At 73.9% G+C, this 16,169-nt stretch carries 19 protein-coding genes and 1 riboswitch; of the genes, 4 read left to right on the top strand and 15 right to left on the bottom strand.

The window, feature by feature from the left end:
* Positions 1 to 23: 23 nt before the first annotated feature.
* The 4 genes from ABZ809_RS28810 to ABZ809_RS28795 form a co-directional block, all read right to left on the bottom strand.
* Complete coding sequence (locus ABZ809_RS28810) at positions 24 to 773, bottom strand: SIS domain-containing protein (RefSeq protein ID WP_357565772.1); 750 nt, start codon at positions 771 to 773, stop codon at positions 24 to 26.
* A 66-nt stretch (positions 774 to 839) separates the two neighbouring features.
* Positions 840 to 1,670 carry an alpha/beta hydrolase gene (locus tag ABZ809_RS28805; RefSeq protein ID WP_357565752.1) on the bottom strand — a complete coding sequence of 277 codons (831 nt, stop codon included), beginning with the start codon at positions 1,668 to 1,670 and terminating at the stop codon, positions 840 to 842.
* Between the two features lie 30 nt (positions 1,671 to 1,700).
* Positions 1,701 to 2,450, bottom strand: a complete 750-nt coding sequence (locus ABZ809_RS28800) for a TIGR03943 family protein (protein ID WP_357565751.1) — start codon at positions 2,448 to 2,450, stop codon at positions 1,701 to 1,703.
* On the bottom strand, positions 2,447 to 3,445 hold the full coding sequence (locus ABZ809_RS28795; protein ID WP_357565771.1) for a permease: 999 nt from the start codon (positions 3,443 to 3,445) through the stop codon (positions 2,447 to 2,449). The genes ABZ809_RS28800 and ABZ809_RS28795 overlap by 4 nt, the downstream gene beginning before the upstream one ends.
* Positions 3,446 to 3,644: 199 nt before the next feature.
* Positions 3,645 to 3,750, top strand: a riboswitch (TPP riboswitch).
* A 72-nt stretch (positions 3,751 to 3,822) separates the two neighbouring features.
* On the opposite strand from ABZ809_RS28795, the gene ABZ809_RS28790 reads away from it, so the two are divergent.
* The 3 genes from ABZ809_RS28790 to ABZ809_RS28780 all read left to right on the top strand — a co-directional run bounded on the left by ABZ809_RS28790 (position 3,823) and on the right by ABZ809_RS28780 (position 6,860).
* Positions 3,823 to 4,413 carry an ECF transporter S component gene (locus tag ABZ809_RS28790; protein ID WP_357565750.1) on the top strand — a complete coding sequence of 197 codons (591 nt, stop codon included), beginning with the start codon at positions 3,823 to 3,825 and terminating at the stop codon, positions 4,411 to 4,413.
* 115 nt (positions 4,414 to 4,528) lie between these two features.
* On the top strand, positions 4,529 to 5,944 hold the full coding sequence (locus tag ABZ809_RS28785; protein ID WP_357565749.1) for an ABC transporter ATP-binding protein: 1,416 nt from the start codon (positions 4,529 to 4,531) through the stop codon (positions 5,942 to 5,944).
* 115 nt (positions 5,945 to 6,059) lie between these two features.
* Positions 6,060 to 6,860 carry an energy-coupling factor transporter transmembrane component T gene (locus ABZ809_RS28780; protein WP_357565748.1) on the top strand — a complete coding sequence of 267 codons (801 nt, stop codon included), beginning with the start codon at positions 6,060 to 6,062 and terminating at the stop codon, positions 6,858 to 6,860.
* Between the two features lie 46 nt (positions 6,861 to 6,906).
* Here the strand turns inward: ABZ809_RS28780 and ABZ809_RS28775 are convergent, their stop codons facing one another.
* The 6 genes from ABZ809_RS28775 to recO form a co-directional block, all read right to left on the bottom strand.
* On the bottom strand, positions 6,907 to 7,143 hold the full coding sequence (locus tag ABZ809_RS28775) for a hypothetical protein (protein ID WP_357565747.1): 237 nt from the start codon (positions 7,141 to 7,143) through the stop codon (positions 6,907 to 6,909).
* A 469-nt stretch (positions 7,144 to 7,612) separates the two neighbouring features.
* Complete coding sequence (locus tag ABZ809_RS28770) at positions 7,613 to 8,374, bottom strand: pirin family protein (protein WP_357565746.1); 762 nt, start codon at positions 8,372 to 8,374, stop codon at positions 7,613 to 7,615.
* Positions 8,371 to 8,565, bottom strand: coding sequence for a thioredoxin reductase (locus ABZ809_RS28765; RefSeq protein ID WP_357565745.1), 195 nt, complete (start codon positions 8,563 to 8,565; stop codon positions 8,371 to 8,373). Before ABZ809_RS28765 ends, ABZ809_RS28770 begins: the two co-directional genes overlap by 4 nt.
* Positions 8,566 to 8,884: 319 nt before the next feature.
* Positions 8,885 to 9,070, bottom strand: coding sequence for a hypothetical protein (locus ABZ809_RS28760; protein ID WP_357565744.1), 186 nt, complete (start codon positions 9,068 to 9,070; stop codon positions 8,885 to 8,887).
* A gap of 64 nt (positions 9,071 to 9,134) precedes the next feature.
* Positions 9,135 to 9,947, bottom strand: a complete 813-nt coding sequence (locus ABZ809_RS28755) for an isoprenyl transferase (protein WP_357565743.1) — start codon at positions 9,945 to 9,947, stop codon at positions 9,135 to 9,137.
* Positions 9,944 to 10,786, bottom strand: a complete 843-nt coding sequence (recO, locus tag ABZ809_RS28750) for a DNA repair protein RecO (protein ID WP_357565742.1) — start codon at positions 10,784 to 10,786, stop codon at positions 9,944 to 9,946. The genes ABZ809_RS28755 and recO overlap by 4 nt, the downstream gene beginning before the upstream one ends.
* Positions 10,787 to 10,886: 100 nt before the next feature.
* Between recO and ABZ809_RS28745 the strand changes: the two genes are divergently transcribed.
* Positions 10,887 to 11,714 (top strand): DUF4097 family beta strand repeat-containing protein, encoded by an 828-nt coding sequence (locus tag ABZ809_RS28745; protein ID WP_357565741.1) that lies wholly within the window; start codon positions 10,887 to 10,889, stop codon positions 11,712 to 11,714.
* Here the strand turns inward: ABZ809_RS28745 and ABZ809_RS28740 are convergent.
* The 5 genes from ABZ809_RS28740 to ybeY form a co-directional block, all read right to left on the bottom strand.
* The gene (locus tag ABZ809_RS28740; protein ID WP_357565740.1) at positions 11,701 to 12,786 is read right to left on the bottom strand and encodes an acyltransferase; all 1,086 of its coding nucleotides are present in this window, start codon (positions 12,784 to 12,786) and stop codon (positions 11,701 to 11,703) included. The two genes, ABZ809_RS28745 and ABZ809_RS28740, sit on opposite strands and share 14 nt — an antisense overlap.
* Before the next feature lie 235 nt (positions 12,787 to 13,021).
* A complete protein-coding gene (gene era, locus ABZ809_RS28735; RefSeq protein ID WP_357565739.1) occupies positions 13,022 to 13,918 on the bottom strand; it encodes a GTPase Era in 897 nt (298 codons plus the stop codon).
* Complete coding sequence (locus tag ABZ809_RS28730; protein ID WP_357565738.1) at positions 13,915 to 14,301, bottom strand: cytidine deaminase; 387 nt, start codon at positions 14,299 to 14,301, stop codon at positions 13,915 to 13,917. The genes era and ABZ809_RS28730 overlap by 4 nt, the downstream gene beginning before the upstream one ends.
* On the bottom strand, positions 14,294 to 15,706 hold the full coding sequence (locus ABZ809_RS28725) for a hemolysin family protein (protein WP_357565770.1): 1,413 nt from the start codon (positions 15,704 to 15,706) through the stop codon (positions 14,294 to 14,296). Before ABZ809_RS28725 ends, ABZ809_RS28730 begins: the two co-directional genes overlap by 8 nt.
* Positions 15,682 to 16,155: an rRNA maturation RNase YbeY gene (ybeY, locus tag ABZ809_RS28720; protein WP_357565737.1), complete on the bottom strand. Its 474-nt coding sequence runs from the start codon at positions 16,153 to 16,155 to the stop codon at positions 15,682 to 15,684. Before ybeY ends, ABZ809_RS28725 begins: the two co-directional genes overlap by 25 nt.
* Positions 16,156 to 16,169: the final 14 nt, after the last annotated feature.

The raw sequence follows: 16,169 nt of genomic DNA, 5'->3' as shown, positions 1-16,169 counted from the left end.
CGTCCCGGCGGACCGCCGACGGGTCAGGAGCCGCGCCGGATCCGCCCCGCGTACCGGGCCTCCAGGGCGTTGTTGTGCTCGTCGCCGCCGGCGATGTTGGCGGACAGGTAGACCGGGGGCCGCTCCCCCGCCGCCAGCAGCCGGGCCACCACCTCCACCGTGATCTGCTGCGCCAGCAGCGCCGCGGTGATCGACGAGACCGCACCGACCGCGCCGCCGTCGGGCAGCGGCAGCGTCGCGTCGCCGTACGGGGCGCCGTTGTCGAGCACGACGTCGGCGAAGTCGGCGAGCTTGCGACCGGACGGGTGACGCGAGGTCATCTGCCCGGAGTGCTCCGCCGAGGTGATCGCCACCAACCCGTGCCCCTTCTCCTTGACCAGCGACGCGAACTCCACCATCGCCCCGTTCACGCCGGAGTTGGAGGCGAGCACGAAGACGTCCCGGGGCCCGACCGGAGCCAGCTCGTAGAGGCGGTGCGCCACCGACGGGTCGCGTTCCAGCAGCGGCCCGAGCACGTCCGCCGGGGCGCCGCCGACCAGCACCAGGTCCCGCAGGGCGATCCGGTTGGTCGGCACCAGCCCGCCGGCCCGCCCGGCGATCTCCATGGCCAGCGCCTCGGAGTGCCCGGTGCCGAACGCGTGGACGACCCCGTCGGCCCGGACCGCGTCGGCGATCAGGTCGGCGGCCCGCGCCACCGCCGCACGCTGGCTCTCGGAGACCCGGTTCATCGTGGCGGTCACCACGGTCAGAAAATCGTCGGCGCTCAGCGTCATGTCTGCTCCGTCCATGTCGTACCTCCGTCGGGGTGCGGACCCGGCCGCTGCCGGGAGCGTCGGGGCTCAGGCCGGGTCGTGCACCCGGGCCAGGATCGCCTCGGCCAGCGGGGCGGGCGCCTCGTCGGGGATCCAGTGGCTCACCCGGGGCAGCTCGACGAACCGGTAGTCGCCGGTCACCTGGCCGGCGCACGCCTCGGCGGCGGACCGGCCGATCGCGACGTCACCGTCGCTCCAGACGAATGTGGTCGGCACCGCCACCGGCCCGATGGCCGCCAGGTCCCGGCGGGACATGGCCCGGTACCAGTTCAGGGCCGCCGTCAGCGCGCCCGGCTCGCGCATCGGATCCGCGTACCCGGCCACCCGCCGGTCGTCGCCGACCCCGCGCAGCATCCGGCGCAGCCCGGTCGCGCCCAGCGCCAGCAGCGCCTTCTCCGCCGTGCCCGGCCTGCGGAACAGCGTCATGTACGCCGACCGCGCCTTCTGCCCCGGGTCCTCGGTCAGGGCCCACGCCATCGCGGCCGGGTGCGGCACGGAGACCGCGGTCAGCGTGCGGGCCCGCTCGGGGTGGCCGGCGGCGACCGCCCAGGCCACCACCGCGCCCCAGTCGTGCCCCACCAGGTGCGCCGCGTCGACGCCCAGCGCGTCGAGTACGCCCACCGCGTCGGCGACCAGCTCCGGCAGCCGGTACGCCTCGACCGCCCCGGGCCGGGCGCCCGGCGAGTAGCCCCGCTGGTCGAGCGCGTACGTGCGCAGGCCGGCGGCGTGCAGCGCGGGCACCACGTCGTCCCACTCGCCGCCGTGCTGCGGGAAGCCGTGCAGCAGCAGGACGGGTGTCCCGCCCGCCGGCCCGCCGACGCGGACGTCGAACGTCAAACCCCGGGCCTCGATCCGCATGATCGTGAGCCTACCCAGGGCAGACGTGGGTCACTCGTACTGCTGCCGGGGGACGGGCACCTGCCGCCACGACTCCACGTCCAGGTAGGGGATCTCGGCGTCGTTGACCGGGTCCCGGGCGATCCGGTCGCTGTAGCGGCCGGTCACCTCGATCCAGGTGTCGTCGGCGAGGCCTTCCGGGGCCGCGCCGGTCAGGCCGAGTTTGACCGGCCGCCCGTCGGCGGCGCAGCAGGAGAGCACCATCCGGGCCAGCAGCGGCCGGCCGTCGGGGCCGGTGGTGACGAAGCCGGTCAGCTGGACCCGCCGGTCGCCGATCGAGGTGCCCCGGTCGAACAGCGCCCGCGAGGCGTAGTCGAGCACGGTGACCCGCACCGGGTCGCCCTCGGGCAGCGGCGGATAGTCGGACGGTTGCTGCCGGGTGGTGACGGCGGTGCCGGCCTGCCCGGCCGCGTACGAGCCCAGGGCCGGTGGGGCGACCAGCAGCAGCCCCAGCACGGGCAGGATCAGCAGCCAACCGACGCGCGGCTCGTGGTGCCCGTGCCCGTCGTGGTCGTGGCCGTCGGGTCCGTCGGCCGGTGCGGGTGCGTCGGCGCGGCGGAGGATCGGGCGCAGCTCGTACCAGAGGGTCATCACCGCGGTGGCCACCAGCAGCAGGCCGGCGGCGATCAGGAAGGGCCGCAGCCCCTCCTTGACGTAGCGCAGGTAGAGGTCGGTGAGGCTGGCCCGGATCACCGCGCCGCCCAGCAGCAGCAGGACGACCGCCTGCGCCTGCCGGTTCACAGCAGCACCGCCCCGGTCGCGACGGCCACCGCGACGGCCACCGCGAAGGTGGCCGGGGCGAACCGCAGGGCGAACCTCCGGCCGAAGACGCCGGTCTGCATCGAGATGAGCTTGAGGTCGACCATCGGCCCCACCACCAGGAAGACCAGCCGGGAGGTCAGCGAGAACTGTGCCAGGGAGGCGGCGACGAAGGCGTCCGCCTCCGAGCAGAGGGAGAGCAGCACGGCGAGCGCGGCCAGGGCGAGCACCGAGAGCACCGGGTTGTCGGCGAGCGTCTGCAACCAGCGCTCCGGCACGACGACGTTGATCGTGGCGGCGGCGGCCGCGCCGATCACCAGGAAGCCGCCGGCGTGCGTGACGTCGTGCCGGACGGCCGCCCAGAACGCCCGTCCGCGCGAGCTGTCGTCCAGCTCCGGCCGGCGCGGCAGCCGGATCCAGTCGGCCCGGCCGAGGCGCAGCCACAGCCAGCCCATGACCATCGCGACGACCAGGCTCGCGACGGCCCGGGCGAGCACCATCCGCGGGTCGTCGGGGAAGGCCACGGCGGTGGCGGTGAGCACGATCGGGTTGATCGCCGGGGCGGCGAGCAGGAAGGCGAGCGCGGCGGCCGGGGTGACCCCGCGCCGGATCAGCGACCCGGCGATCGGCACCGCCCCGCACTCGCAGCCGGGCAGCACGACGCCGGCCGCGCTGGCCACCGGCACCGCGAGCGCGGGGTGGCGCGGCAGCGCCCGGGCCCAGAACGACCGGGGCACGAAGACGGCGATCACCGCGGAGAGCAGCACCCCGAAGACCAGGAACGGCACCGCCTGCACCAGGACCGAGACGAAGACGGTGGTCCAGGTCTGCAACCGGGGCGTGGCGAGGGCGCCGGCCAGCGGCTCGCGGAAGACGACGAGCAGGATCAGCAGGCCGGCGAGGACCTCCACCGACCCGATCCGCCCGCCCGGGCGGTGGGGCGCCTCTTCCGGTACGCCCGGGGCGGCCACGCGCACCGCGCCGCCCTCGTCCCGCCCGTCCGGCGCGCGGCGGTCAGCCTCGGATGTCACGTACGTGTCCCTCTGCCGGTTTCCCAGTGGCCGCCCGAGAGTACCGGGCCGGAATCGGGTGCGTCGATCGAACCCGCGGGGTGAGCTGGGGATAGATCACTTTGCCCGATGATCTTCGAAGGTGTTAGCGTCGGCCCGACAACTTCACATCCGACAGGGGAGCGCACAGCGCTGAGAGTGCGGGCACCACCCGCAGACCCTCGAACCTGATCTGGGTAATGCCAGCGCAGGGAGTTCGGTCGACCTCCAGCCGCGTCGCCGTCCGGCACGTCCGGGCGCGGCGTGCGTCTTCTCCTGGTTCTCGTTCAGGACTGGGAGCAACCATGCGAGACAACACCACCGCCCGGTGGCGGACCATCGACGTCGTCGTCGCCGCGGTGATCGCGGTGGCCTTCGGCGTCATCTTCTGGGCCTGGGGCCTGCTGTGGCGGGCCGTCGACCCGGCGTTCGCGTTCTTCCCGGCCGGCCAGGCGATCATGTACGGCGTCTGGCTGGTCCCGGCCGTCCTCGGTGGCCTGGTGATCCGCAAGCCCGGCGCGGCGCTCTTCTGCGAGGCGGTGGCGGCGACGGTCTCCGCGCTGCTCGGCTCGGAGTGGGGCGGCATCACCATCGTGCAGGGCCTGATCCAGGGGCTCGGCGCCGAGCTGGCCTTCGCCGCGTTCCGGTACCGCTCGTTCCGGCTGCCCACCGCGCTGATCGCGGGTGCGCTGACCGGCCTCGGCGCGGCGCTGTTCGACTTCGTCGTCTGGAACGTCGACTACGCGCTGGGCAGCTACCGCATCCCGTACGCCCTGCTCACCGTCGTCAGCGCCACGATCGTCGCCGGTGCCGGCGGCTGGGCCCTGACCCGCGCCCTCGCCACCACGGGCGCCCTGGACCGCTTCCCCGCCGCCCGCACCCGCCCCCTGATCTGACCGCCCCGACCGACAGAACCGCGTTGATCATGAGGTTGACGGCGATGTGGATCTCCATTGGTGCCGCCAACCTCATGATCAACGCCACGGGGGCAGGCGGGAGGAGGGGGGCGGGGTGGGGGGTGTAGTCCTGCGGGGGTTCGGGTGGCGGCACGCCGGGCGGCGGGCCTGGGCGGTGCGCGGAGTGGATCTGCGCGTCGAGGCCGGGGAGCGGGTGCTGCTGCTCGGGCCGTCGGGGGCCGGCAAGAGCACCCTGCTCGCCGCGCTGGCCGGGCTGCTGCCCGAGGACTCGGGCGAGCAGGAGGGCACCGTCGAGATCGACGGGCTCGACCCCCGCAAGGGCCGGGAACGGGTCGGCATCGTCTTCCAGGACCCGGAGACCCAGCTCGTGATGGCCCGCAGCGGCGACGACGTCGCGTTCGGGCTGGAGAACCGCGGCACCCCCGAAGGGGAGATCTGGCCCCGCGTCGACGAGGCGCTGGCCCGGGTCGGCTTCCCGTACCACCGGGACCGCCCCACCGCCGCCCTCTCCGGCGGGGAGCAGCAGCGGCTCGCCCTGGCCGGCGCGCTGGCCCTGCGTCCCGGGCTGCTGCTGCTCGACGAGCCGACCGCCAACCTCGACCCCACCGGCGCGGCGCTGATCCGGGCGGCGGTGGCCGGCGCGCTGCACGCCGACACCACGCTGGTCCTGGTCGAGCACCGGGTCGCCGAGGCGCTGCCCCTGGTCGACCGGGTGGTCGTGCTCGAACCCGGCGGCGGCGTCCGCGCGGACGGCACGCCCGAGGCCGTCTTCGGCACGCACGGCGACGCGCTCGCCGCCGAGGGCGTCTGGGTGCCCGGCCGGCCCGTGCCGCCCCGCCACGCCACCGCGCCGGCCGGCGACGTGTTGCTCTCCGCCGACCGGCTCGGCCTGCCGCCCCGGCTGGCCGCCGTCGACCTGACGGTACGCGCCGGCGAGGCACTCGCCGTCCTCGGCCCGAACGGGGCCGGCAAGTCGACCCTCGCGCTGCTGCTCGGCGGGCTGCTCAGGCCGGGCACCGGCCGGGTCGTGGCGACCCCGGAACTCGCCGGCGCCGACGCCCGCACGCCCCCGCACCGCTGGCGCGCCCCGGCCCTGGCCCGCCGGATCGGCTCGGTCTTCCAGGACCCGGAGCACCAGTTCGTCACCAACACCGTCCACGACGAGCTGGCGCTCGGCCCGCGCCGCACCGGCCAGCCCGAGGCGAGGGTACGGTCCACTGTCGACGCGTTGCTGACCCGGCTGCGGTTGACGAGGCTCGCGGCGGCCAACCCGTACACCCTCTCCGGCGGGGAGGCACGGCGGCTGAGCGTGGCGACCGCCCTGGCCACCGCGCCACGCCTGCTCCTCTGCGACGAACCGACCTTCGGCCAGGACCGGCGGACGTGGCTGGAGCTGGTGGACCTGCTCGCCGAGTTGCGCGACGCCGGGCACGGCCTGGTCGCCGTCACCCACGACACGGAGTTCGTCGCCGCCCTGGCCGACCGCCGCGTCACCCTGGAGCGCCCGTGATCGCGGGTCTGGGCGCCGGAAGGCTCCGGTGGCTCAGCACGGCCCGCCGGTCCCGGTGGCCGGCGGGCGCGGACCCGACCGCCGCACCGGTCACCCGTCGCATTCTGGAGTGGGCGTGATCAGTTTCGAGCCGGTCGCCCGGCCGGAGGCGCCACTGGCCCGGCGCAACCCGGTGGCCAAACTCGTCGCGGCGCTGGTGTTCTCGTTCGTCCTGGTCGCCACCCTGGACCCGGTGGCCCCGGCCATCGCGATCGCCGTCGAGCTGGCCGTGCTGCCGCTGTTCGGGGTCCGCTACCGGGTGCTGGCCCGGCGGGCCTGGCCGCTGCTCGTGGGCGCGGTCGGCATCGTGGTGACGCTGGTGCTGTTCGCGGCCGAGCGCTCCGGCCGGGTGCTGGTCGAGGCCGGCCCGGCGGTGGTGACGTCCGGGGTGCTGCTCACCGCGCTCGGGCTGGTGCTGCGCATGTTCGCCGTGGCGCTGCCCGGTGTGATCGTCTTCGCCACCACCGACCCCACCGACCTGGCGGACGCGCTGATCCAGAACGCGAAGGCGCCGGCCCGGTTCGCCATCGGCGCGCTGGCGGCGTTCCGGCTGGTTCCGCTGCTCGGGCAGGAGTGGCAGATGATCTCCATGGCCCGCCGCGCCCGTGGCGTGGAGGCGGGGCACAACCCGCTGGCGAAGCTGCGGCTGTTCACCTCGACGGCCTTCACGCTGCTGGTCGGGGCGATCCGTCGGGGCACCCGGCTGGCCGTGGCGATGGACGCTCGGGGCTTCGACGCGGGAACCCCGCGTACCGTCGCCCGGCGGCAGCGTTTCGTCGCCGCCGACGGCCTGCTGATCGCCGGCGCGGCGGCGCTCGCCGGGGCCGCGCTGACCGTCAGCGTGCTGCTCGGCACGTTCCGCCCGCTGATCGGCTGACGGGCCGGGTGGAGTCGCCGACGACGACTCCACCCGGGTGACACGATCAGCTGCGCCGGAAGGCGTACCGGCGGGCCTGACCGGCCCGCTGGCCACGCAACGCGCCGGAGCGGCCGGTGCCGGAGACCGGCGGACCGGCCTTCGGCGCCGCCGGCCGCTCGACCGGCAGCACCGGCACGGCCGGCGCCACTGCCACCTCGTCGAGGTTGACCGGCGTCAGGTCCACGGTGGACGGCGTGGGCAGGGTGGTACGGGACTTCTTCGGGTTGCGCCTGGCAGGCATCCGTGCCTCCTTGGTCTGCGGGCCCTCCCGCCCCGGCACGACGGCCGGTGGCTGGTGCCCGCCTCGTCAGGTGACCGTCGCGCGACGGTCGGGCGGAATCGGGACTGCTGCCCGGGATCGACCACGAGGGACACCGCCGCCTCGACGACAGGTGCGGAATGCGGACGCCCGGGAGCACGCGGACCACTACCGCGGAACGCGGCGGGTCGGCTCGGAGTGGGGCGTCAGATACGCATACCCGCACACTATCCGACCCCCCACCCCCGCGCACCCGAATTACTCCCCGCCCGTCGCCCGTCGCCCCCGCACCCGCACCCGCACCCGCACCCGCACCCGCACCCGCACCCGCACCCGCGATCTTGCACTTTCGGCCCGCGTTATGGGGCTTATGCACTGTTCGCACGGGCAGAAACTGCAAGATCGACGGTGGGAGCGGGGGTGCGGGGGTGCGGGGCGAGGTGGAGGAGGGTCAGGCGAGGGTGGCGTGCATCTCCCAGACCAGGATCTCCGCCGGCTCGGTGGCGGTCACCCGCCGTCCGCCCGTCATGGTGAGCCGGGCGGCGTCTCCGGTGCCGAGCGGCCCGGAGTCCTCCAGGATGATCGCGCCGGTCGGGACGTACAGGTGGACGAAGGGCGCGTCCGGAAGGGTGACCTCGTCGCCGGGGTCGAGCCGGGCGGCGTGCAGGGCCGCGAACCGGTTGCGGATCCGGATCGCCGAGGCGCCGTCGTGGCGCTCCATCCCGGAGGCGACCGGCACCAGACCACCGTGCAGGAGCTGGTCGCCGATCTCGAGCTGCTCGTAGCCGGGCTTCACGCCCTGCTCGTCGGGGAGCACCCACATCTGCACGAAGTGGACGGGATCGGTGTGCGGATCGCGGCCGTCGAGCCGCCAGGCGTCGTTCTTCTCCGAGTGCAGGATGCCCGTGCCGGCGCTCATCCGCTGCGCCAGCCCGGGGTAGATCACGCCGGAGTGGCCGGTGGAGTCCTGGTGCACCAGAGATCCGCGCAGCACCCAGGTCACGATCTCCATGTCCTGGTGCGGGTGGGTCTCGAAGCCGGCGCCCGGCCGCACCACGTCGTCGTTGTTGACCAGCAGCAGCCCGTGGTGGGTGTTGGCGGGATCGTAGTGCCGGGAGAACGAGAACGAGTGCTTCGAGTCGAGCCAGGAGATCCGGGTGGCGAACCGGTCGTCGGCGCGCCGGACGTCGACGGACGGCGCGGGAGCGGTCACCAGGCACGCTGCCCGGTCTCGGCGGGCGCCCAGGTGAGGGCCGGCTCACCGGTGGCCAACTCGCCGATCTCCCCGGAGCGCAGTCGCGGCGCGTGGCCGAGTTCGTGGCAGTGCTGCTCGGCGATCTCGGCGCAGATCTCGGCGACCTGAGCGCAGATCGGGTCACCGAGGTCGGCCGCGCTCAACGCCATGATCATTTTGTATCGGAGATCCCGCATCCCCACCCCCGAGGTTCGACGCGGCCAGGGCATCCGCCCCGCTCCCCGATCCTAGGCACCCCCGCCCAGGCTGACCCCCGGAACCCGAACCCCCGATCCGACGGCCACCCGCGGTTCGGGGCCGATCACTCGACCCGGAGGCGGTCGCCGGGCACCAGAACCGCGTGAACGGCGGCCGGGGCGGGGCAGGTCCGGGCAGGGGCCGGAGGCGGGCGCGATTAGGGGCGGGGCGGGGTGCCGGGCCCACAAGTGCTGGGCCCGGCACACCCGCCCCGCCTCGACGCAGGGTGCCTCAGAAGAAGCGGCGGCGCTTGGCCTTCTGCGGACGGAGCATGTCGGCGCCCTTGGTGAGCAGGCGGGAGACGCCGGAGGGGCCCCGCCGGGCCTCGATCGTGTGGCTGAGCTTGCGGGCGCCTGCGGCCGCCACCGGCACGGCGACCGCCATCATCGCCCACTGGGCAACACGCTTCTGAATCATGTGGGTTCACCTCCGTCAGTGGCTGTTGACCGAGGTGGTACCCCGTACGGCCGGCCGGTAAGCCTCAGACCGGTGGGGCGACCGGGTTGGGCAGCGCGCCACCGAAGCGACGGTCCCGCTGCGCGTACAGCTCGCAGGCGTACCAGAGGTGGCGGCGGTCGAAGTCGGGCCAGAGCGTGTCGAGGAAGACCAGCTCGGCGTACGCGGTCTGCCAGAGCAGGAAATTGGAGATCCGCTCCTCGCCGGAGGGGCGCAGGAACAGGTCGACCTCGGGGACCTCCGGGTGGTAGAGGTACTTCGCGACGGTCTTCTCCGTCACCTTCGCCGGATCCAGCCGGCCCGCCGCGGCGTCGCGGGCGATGGCGGCGGCGGCGTCGGCGATCTCCGCCTGCCCGCCGTAGTTGACGCAGAACTGGAGGGTCAGCGTCGAGTTGCCCCGGGACATCTCCTCCGCCGTCTGCAACTCGGAGATGACGCTCTTCCAGAGCCGCCCGCTCCGGCCGGACCAGACCACCCGCACCCCCAGGTCGACCAGTTGGTCCCGGCGGCGGCGGATGACGTCCCGGTTGAAGCCCATCAGGAAGCGGACCTCGTCCGGCGAGCGCCGCCAGTTCTCCGTGGAGAAGGCGTACGCGGACAGGTAGGGGATGCCCATCTCGATGGCACCCTCGACCGTGTCGAAGAGGGAGAACTCCCCCGCCTCGTGGCCCTTGGTGCGGGGCAGCCCGCGGTCCTTGGCCCACCGGCCGTTGCCGTCCATCACCACGGCGACGTGCCGCGGCACCGCGTCGGCGGGCAGCGCCGGCGGTCGGGCACCCGACGGGTGCGGCGTCGGCGGTACCGGCTCGCGACGCCCGGCCCTCAACGATCGGATCACTCGGTTCTCCCCCTGCTCACACCGTCCACGTCGGCGCCGCCGCCGCGTGGCGGTGGCACCGGACCGGCCGTCGGGGCGCCCCGGTCGACCAGCGGCAGCGAGCGTAGCGCGCGTTCGAGGTGCCACTGCAGGTGCGCCGCGACGAGGCCGCTGCACTCCCGGCGTACGCCGGTCTCGGTGGCGTCGGCGACCCGCCAGTCGCCGGTGGTCAGCGCGGACATCAGGTCGATGGTGGCCGGGGCGGGATGGGCCGCGCCGGGCGGCCGGCAGTCCGGGCAGACCGCGCCCCCGGCCGGCACCGAGAACGCCCGGTGCCGCCCCGGCGTGCCGCAGACGGCGCAGGCGGTCAGCGCCGGCGCCCAGCCGGCCAGCGCCATCCCCCGCAGCAGGTACGCGTCGAGCACCAGAGTGGTGGCGTGGCTGCCCTCGGCGAGCGCCCGCAGCGCGCCCAGGGTGAGCTGGAACAGCCGCAGCGACGGCTCCCGCTCGACGGGGGTGAGCCGCTCGGCGGTCTCGGCGATCGCGCTGGCCGCCGTGTAGCGGGGATAGTCGCCGAGGAACCGCTTGCCGTAGAGGTCGATGCCCTCGACCTGGCTGACCGTGTGCAGCGAGCTGCCCTGGTTGCCCTTGGGGTCGCCGGCGAGCTGGAGGTCGACGTGGCCGAACGGCTCCAGCCGGGCGCCGAACTTGCTGGTGGTGCGGCGGACCCCCCGGGCCACCGCCCGGAGCCGGCCGTGCCGCCGGGTGAGCAGGGTGATGATCCGGTCGGACTCACCGAGCTTCTGCACACGCAGGACCACCGCGTCGTCGCGGTAGAGCTGTCGGCGGTACCCGGCCATCGGACCATTCTCTCTCGGGGTGCGGAATCAGGGTCGGCTCGGGGTGGACACACGCGGAACCCCGATGCGCGACGCGGCGGCCGCCTCGTAGCGTGCCCCCATGGCCCAGTACCGCGCTGCCGCCACGCTCGCCGTGGCCGCCATGCTGGTCGTCTCGACCGGCTGTGACAACCTCGCCTCCCGCCGGCTCGACTTCGACGACACCGAGGCGGCCCGGATCACGGCCGTACGGGTGCTTCCGGGAGCCGGCGACGTGAGCGTCCGGGGCATCGGCACGGCCGGCGAGGTGCGGATCAAGCGGGTGGTGCGCTACCACGGCGCCCAGCCCGACACCACGTACGCGGTCAAGGGTGGCGAGCTGGTGCTGGACACCGACTGCGGCGACGACTGCAGCATCTCCTACGAGGTCACCGTCCCCGAGGGGGTGAGCGTGACGGGCGAGACCGGTTCGGGCGACGTCAACCTGAGCAAGGTCGGCGCGGTGGAGATGAAGGTCGGTTCGGGCAACATCCGGGTGTCCGGCTCCGGTGCGGTCCAGGCCGAGACCGGCTCCGGTGACGTCGTGGTCAGCCGCGCCGCGGGTGCCGTCAACGTCAAGACCGGCTCCGGCAACGTCGAGGTGGACGACAGCACGGCCGAGGTCACGTTGCAGACCGGCTCCGGCGACATCACCGGGCGCCGGCTCGGCGCGGGGGTCGCCGCGGAGGCCACTTCCGGCAACATCACCCTCGACCTCTCCGCCCCCGCGTCGGCGCGCGCGCACGCCTCCAGCGGGGACGTCAAGCTGGTCGTCCCCGCGGGCCGCTACCAGGTCCGCTCCCGCACCGGCAGCGGCGACGCCTCGCTGGGGGTCACCCACGATCCGGCCGCGTCCCTGGTGCTGGACCTCTCCACCGGCAGCGGGAACCAGACCCTCACCGCGCGCTGACCTCGACGGTCTCCGATTCCCGGGCGGCCCGGGGTTGCGGCACCGCCACCCGACCGGCGCCCGGGCCGGGACGGGCGCCTCCGGGGACCAACTCCACCGGCCTGCGTGCCGCCAGGTCCTCCACCCAGCCGACCAGCACGGTCACCACCGCGACCAGCGCGAAGACCAGCACCACCCGGATCGCCAGCCCGAGCGGGTCCTGGTGCGACCAGCCCACCACGTCCACGAGCGGGGTGAGCGCCACCACGAACGGCATGTGCCACAGGTAGACGGTGAGCGCCCGGCGGTTCACCACGGTCACCGCCCGGCCGAACGTCGCCCGCCGGTCCACCCAGGCCGCGCTCGCCGGCCCGCGGCCGAGCAGCACGAGGATGAAGGCGGCCGACCAGAGCGCGTTGCCCAGGGGGTTGTCGTTCAGGTCGTACCCGCGCGGGCCGGGGTGGGTGACGATCCAGGCGGCCCCGGCCGCGGCGAGGGCCAGCGCCACCGGCACGAGCACCCGGTTGGCCAGTCGGCGCAGCATCCCGGCCTGGTGTGCGAAGCCGAGCAGCCAGGCCCCGAAGTAGAGCCCGAAGTGGTGCAGCGCCCCCGGCACCGGCGGGAGCAGGCCGAGTTCGGCCGCGACGAGCAGGACGTACGGGGCGATCAGGGTGGGCACCGGGGCACGCCGGAACAGCCAGAGGGCCACCGGCGAGGCGAGTACGAACCAGAGGTAGTCGCGCAGGTACCAGATCACGCTGAGCGCCACCGCGCCCCAGCCGTTGGCCGGCGGGTCGGCGATGGGGAAGAGCCAGAGCAGCACCTTCGGGCTCAACGGCAGCCCGGTGAGCAGCATGGCCGGCACGAAGACGGCGGCGAGCACCCAGAGCGACGGCAGCAGGCGCCGCAGCCGCCGGACGACCGCACCGGTCCCCCAGCGCTGCAACGAGGCAGCCATCAGGGAGCCGGCCAGCGCGAACATCACCGACATCGCCGGGAAGACGAGGGTCAGCGTGGCCCAACCGGTGACGTGGTAGACGACCACTCGAACGATGGCCAGGAAGCGGAGCAGGTCCAGGTATCGGTTTCGCATCAGCCTGCATCTATGTCCGGAGGTGCGGGGGCTGTCCTTTCTCCTACCCTCCGGAATCGGCACGGCAAACGGCAACCGCCCCGGCTGATCGTGACATCCTCCATACGGCCGACCGATATCGATCATCCGTCGGCACGCTATCGACCGACCAGCCGACCCCGGCCGCACGGGAGCACCCGCTCCGGCGCACACCGATCACGTGCGGGAGCGCCGCGCCCGGGGCCGGACCCAGGCGTCAGAAGCCCAGCTTGCGTAGCTGCTTCGGATCCCGCTGCCAGTCCTTCGCCACCCGGACGTGCAGGTCGAGGTAGACCCGGGTGCCGAGCAACTCCTCGATCTGCCGGCGGGCCGTGGTGCCGACGTGCTTGAGCCGGCTGGCCCGGTGGCCGATCACGATCGCTTTCTGACTGGGCCGTTCGACATACACGTCGGCGTATATCTTCATCAGTTGGCCCTCGGGAATCATCTCCTCGACGACCACCGCGATGGAATGCGGCAGTTCGTCGCGGACGCCCTCCAGCGCGGCCTCCCGGATCAGCTCGGCCACCAGCACCTGCTCCGGATCGTCGGTGAGCATGTCGTCCGGATAGAGCTGCGGCGACTCGGGGAGGTAGCCGGTCATCACGTCGACCAGCGTGTCCACCTGGTGCCCGGAGACCGCGCTGACCGGCACCACCTGGGCGAACTCGCCCAGCTCGCTGACGGCGAGCAACTGCTCGGCCAGCCGCTTGCGGTCCACCAGGTCGGTCTTCGTGACCACCGCCAGCACGGTGGCCTTCAGCTCGGCCAGCTCGCCGGTGATGAACCGGTCGCCCCGCCCGATCGGCTCGTCCGCCGGGATGCAGAGGCCGATCACGTCGACCTCGCTCCAGGTCTGTCGGACCAGGTCGTTGAGCCGTTCGCCGAGCAGCGTACGGGGGCGGTGCAGGCCCGGGGTGTCGACCAGCACGAGCTGGGACTCGGGGCGGTGCAGCACGGCCCGGATGACGTGCCTGGTGGTCTGCGGCTTGTTCGAGGTGATGGCGATCTTCTGCCCGACGATCGCGTTGGTCAGCGTCGACTTGCCGGCGTTCGGCCGGCCGACGAAACAGGCGAAGCCGGCCCGGTAGGGATGCTGCTGGAGGTCGCTCACTCCACCACCGTGCCCAGCACCGTGCCGTCCGGGGCGGCCACGTGGATCGGCGCCTCCGCGGCGAGGTCGCGCACCGCCGCGTGCCCGGCACCGTCCAACGTCGACGCCTCGGTCACCACCACGGCCGCCTCCAGCCGGGTCGCGCCGGCCGCGACCGCCGAGGCCACCGCGAGCTGGAGCGCGGTGATCGTCAACGAGGGCAGCGAGACGCTGGCGGCGGCGTACGTCCGGCCGTCCTGGTCGCGGACCGCCGCGCCCTCCACGGCACCCACCCGGCCACGCGCCCCCCGGGCCAGGACGACCAGCTTGCCGTCCTCGGCGCTCAGCTCGACCGGGTCGGACGGAGTGGGCTGGGAGCCCGGTACGGCGGGTGACTCAGGCATCGGCGGGTTGCCTCTCCTCGGATCGGTTCGTGTCGTCCCGGGGCTCGGCCTGCTCGGCACGGCCCGGGTCGTTCTGTGGATCGGTCGACTCCGCCCGGCTCACCAGCACGGTGTCGATCCGGTTGCGCCGGCCGGTGGTGCCCTCGGCGATCAGCCGGAGCCCGGCGACCTCGACCTGCGCCCCCGGGATCGGGACCCGACCCAGGGACTGGGCGAGGAGGCCACCGACGGTCTCCACCTCGTCGGTGGGCAGCTCGGTGTCGAACAGCTCGCCGAGATCCTCCACGGGGAGCCGTGCGGTGACCCGCACCGCCCCGTCGTCGAGGTGCTCGACCGGCGGGCGCTCGACATCGTACTCGTCGGTGATCTCGCCGACGATCTCCTCCAGGATGTCCTCGATGGTGACCAGGCCGCCGGTGCCGCCGTACTCGTCGACGACGATGACCAGGTGGTTGCGGGCGGCCTGCATCTCCGAGAGCAGGTCGTCGACCGGCTTGGACTCGGGCACGAAGGTGGCCGGGCGCATCAGCTCGGCGACCGGGACCTGGCGGTCCGCCGAGGCGCCGCCCTGGGTCCGCCGGATCAGGTCCTTGAGGTAGAGCACGCCGAGCACGTCGTCGACGCTCTCGCCGATGACCGGGATCCGCGAGAAGCCGGAACGCAGGAAGAGCGCGAGCGCCTGGGAGAGCGTCTTGCGCTCCTCGATCCACACCATCTCGGTACGCGGCACCATCACCTCGCGGGCGATGGTGTCGCCGAGCGCGAACACCGAGTGGATCATCTGCCGCTCGCCGTGCTCCACGACGCCGCGCTGCTCGGCCAGGTCGACCAGCTCGCGCAGCTCCACCTGGGTGGCGAACGGCCCCTCCCGGAAGCCACGCCCCGGGGTCACCGCGTTGCCGATCAGGATGAGCAGCGAGGCGAGCGGGTTGAGCGCCCGGCCCAGCCAGCGGACCAGCGGCGCCACGGACCGCCCGACCACGTACGCGTGCTGCCGGCCGATGGTCCGTGGGCCGACCCCGACCACCACGAAGCTGATCACGGTCATCGCGCCGGCGGTGATCAGCGCGGCGCGCCAGCCCGCGCCGAAGGTGTCGACCGCGACCAGCGCCACCAGGGTGGTGGCGGTCAGCTCGGCGAGCAGCCGCAGCAGCAGCAGCAGGTTGAGGTGGCGGACCACGTCCGCGGCGACGGTCTGGAGCGTCCGCGCGCCCCGTGCGCCGTCGCGGGCCAGCTCGGCGGCGCGGGCCGGCGAGACCGCGGCGAGCGCCGCCTCGGTCATGGCGATCAGGCCGGCCAGCACCACGAGGCCGGCCGCGAAGACCAGCAGTTGCAGGTCAGGTAGGCCGGTGGCACCGGCCGCCAGTGTCGGGGTGGTCATCACCGGGACCGGGTCGACCGCCAGCTCGCCAGCAGCCGGGCCTGGAGGGCGAACATCTCCCGCTCCTCCTCCGGCTCGGCGTGGTCGTAGCCAAGCAGGTGCAGCACCCCGTGCACGGTGAGCAGGTGCAGCTCGTCGGCGGAGGAGTGCCCGGCGGTGGCCGCCTGCTTAGCCGCCACCTCGGGGCAGAGCACGATGTCGCCGAGCAGTGCGGGCTCCCCGCCGGCCGCGGTCGTCTCGCCGGGGCCGTGGTCGACGCTGCCCTCGTCCATGGGGAAGGCGAGCACGTCGGTCGGGCCGTCACCACCCATCCACCGGTGGTTGAGCTCGGTCATGTAGTCGATGTCGACCAGCAGCACGGACAGCTCGGCGAGGGGGTTGACCCCCATCTCGTCGAGGGCGTGCCGGGCGACGGCGAGCACGGCGTCCGTGTCGACGTCGACACCGGACTCGTTGGCGATCTCGATGGACAACAGTCTTCCCTCGG

The sequence above is a fragment of the Micromonospora sp. NPDC047074 genome (assembly GCF_040643815.1).
GTDB lineage: Bacteria > Actinomycetota > Actinomycetes > Mycobacteriales > Micromonosporaceae > Micromonospora.
The sequence above is the reverse complement of the archived record's forward strand: the minus strand, read 5'-3'. Positions and strand labels throughout refer to the sequence as shown.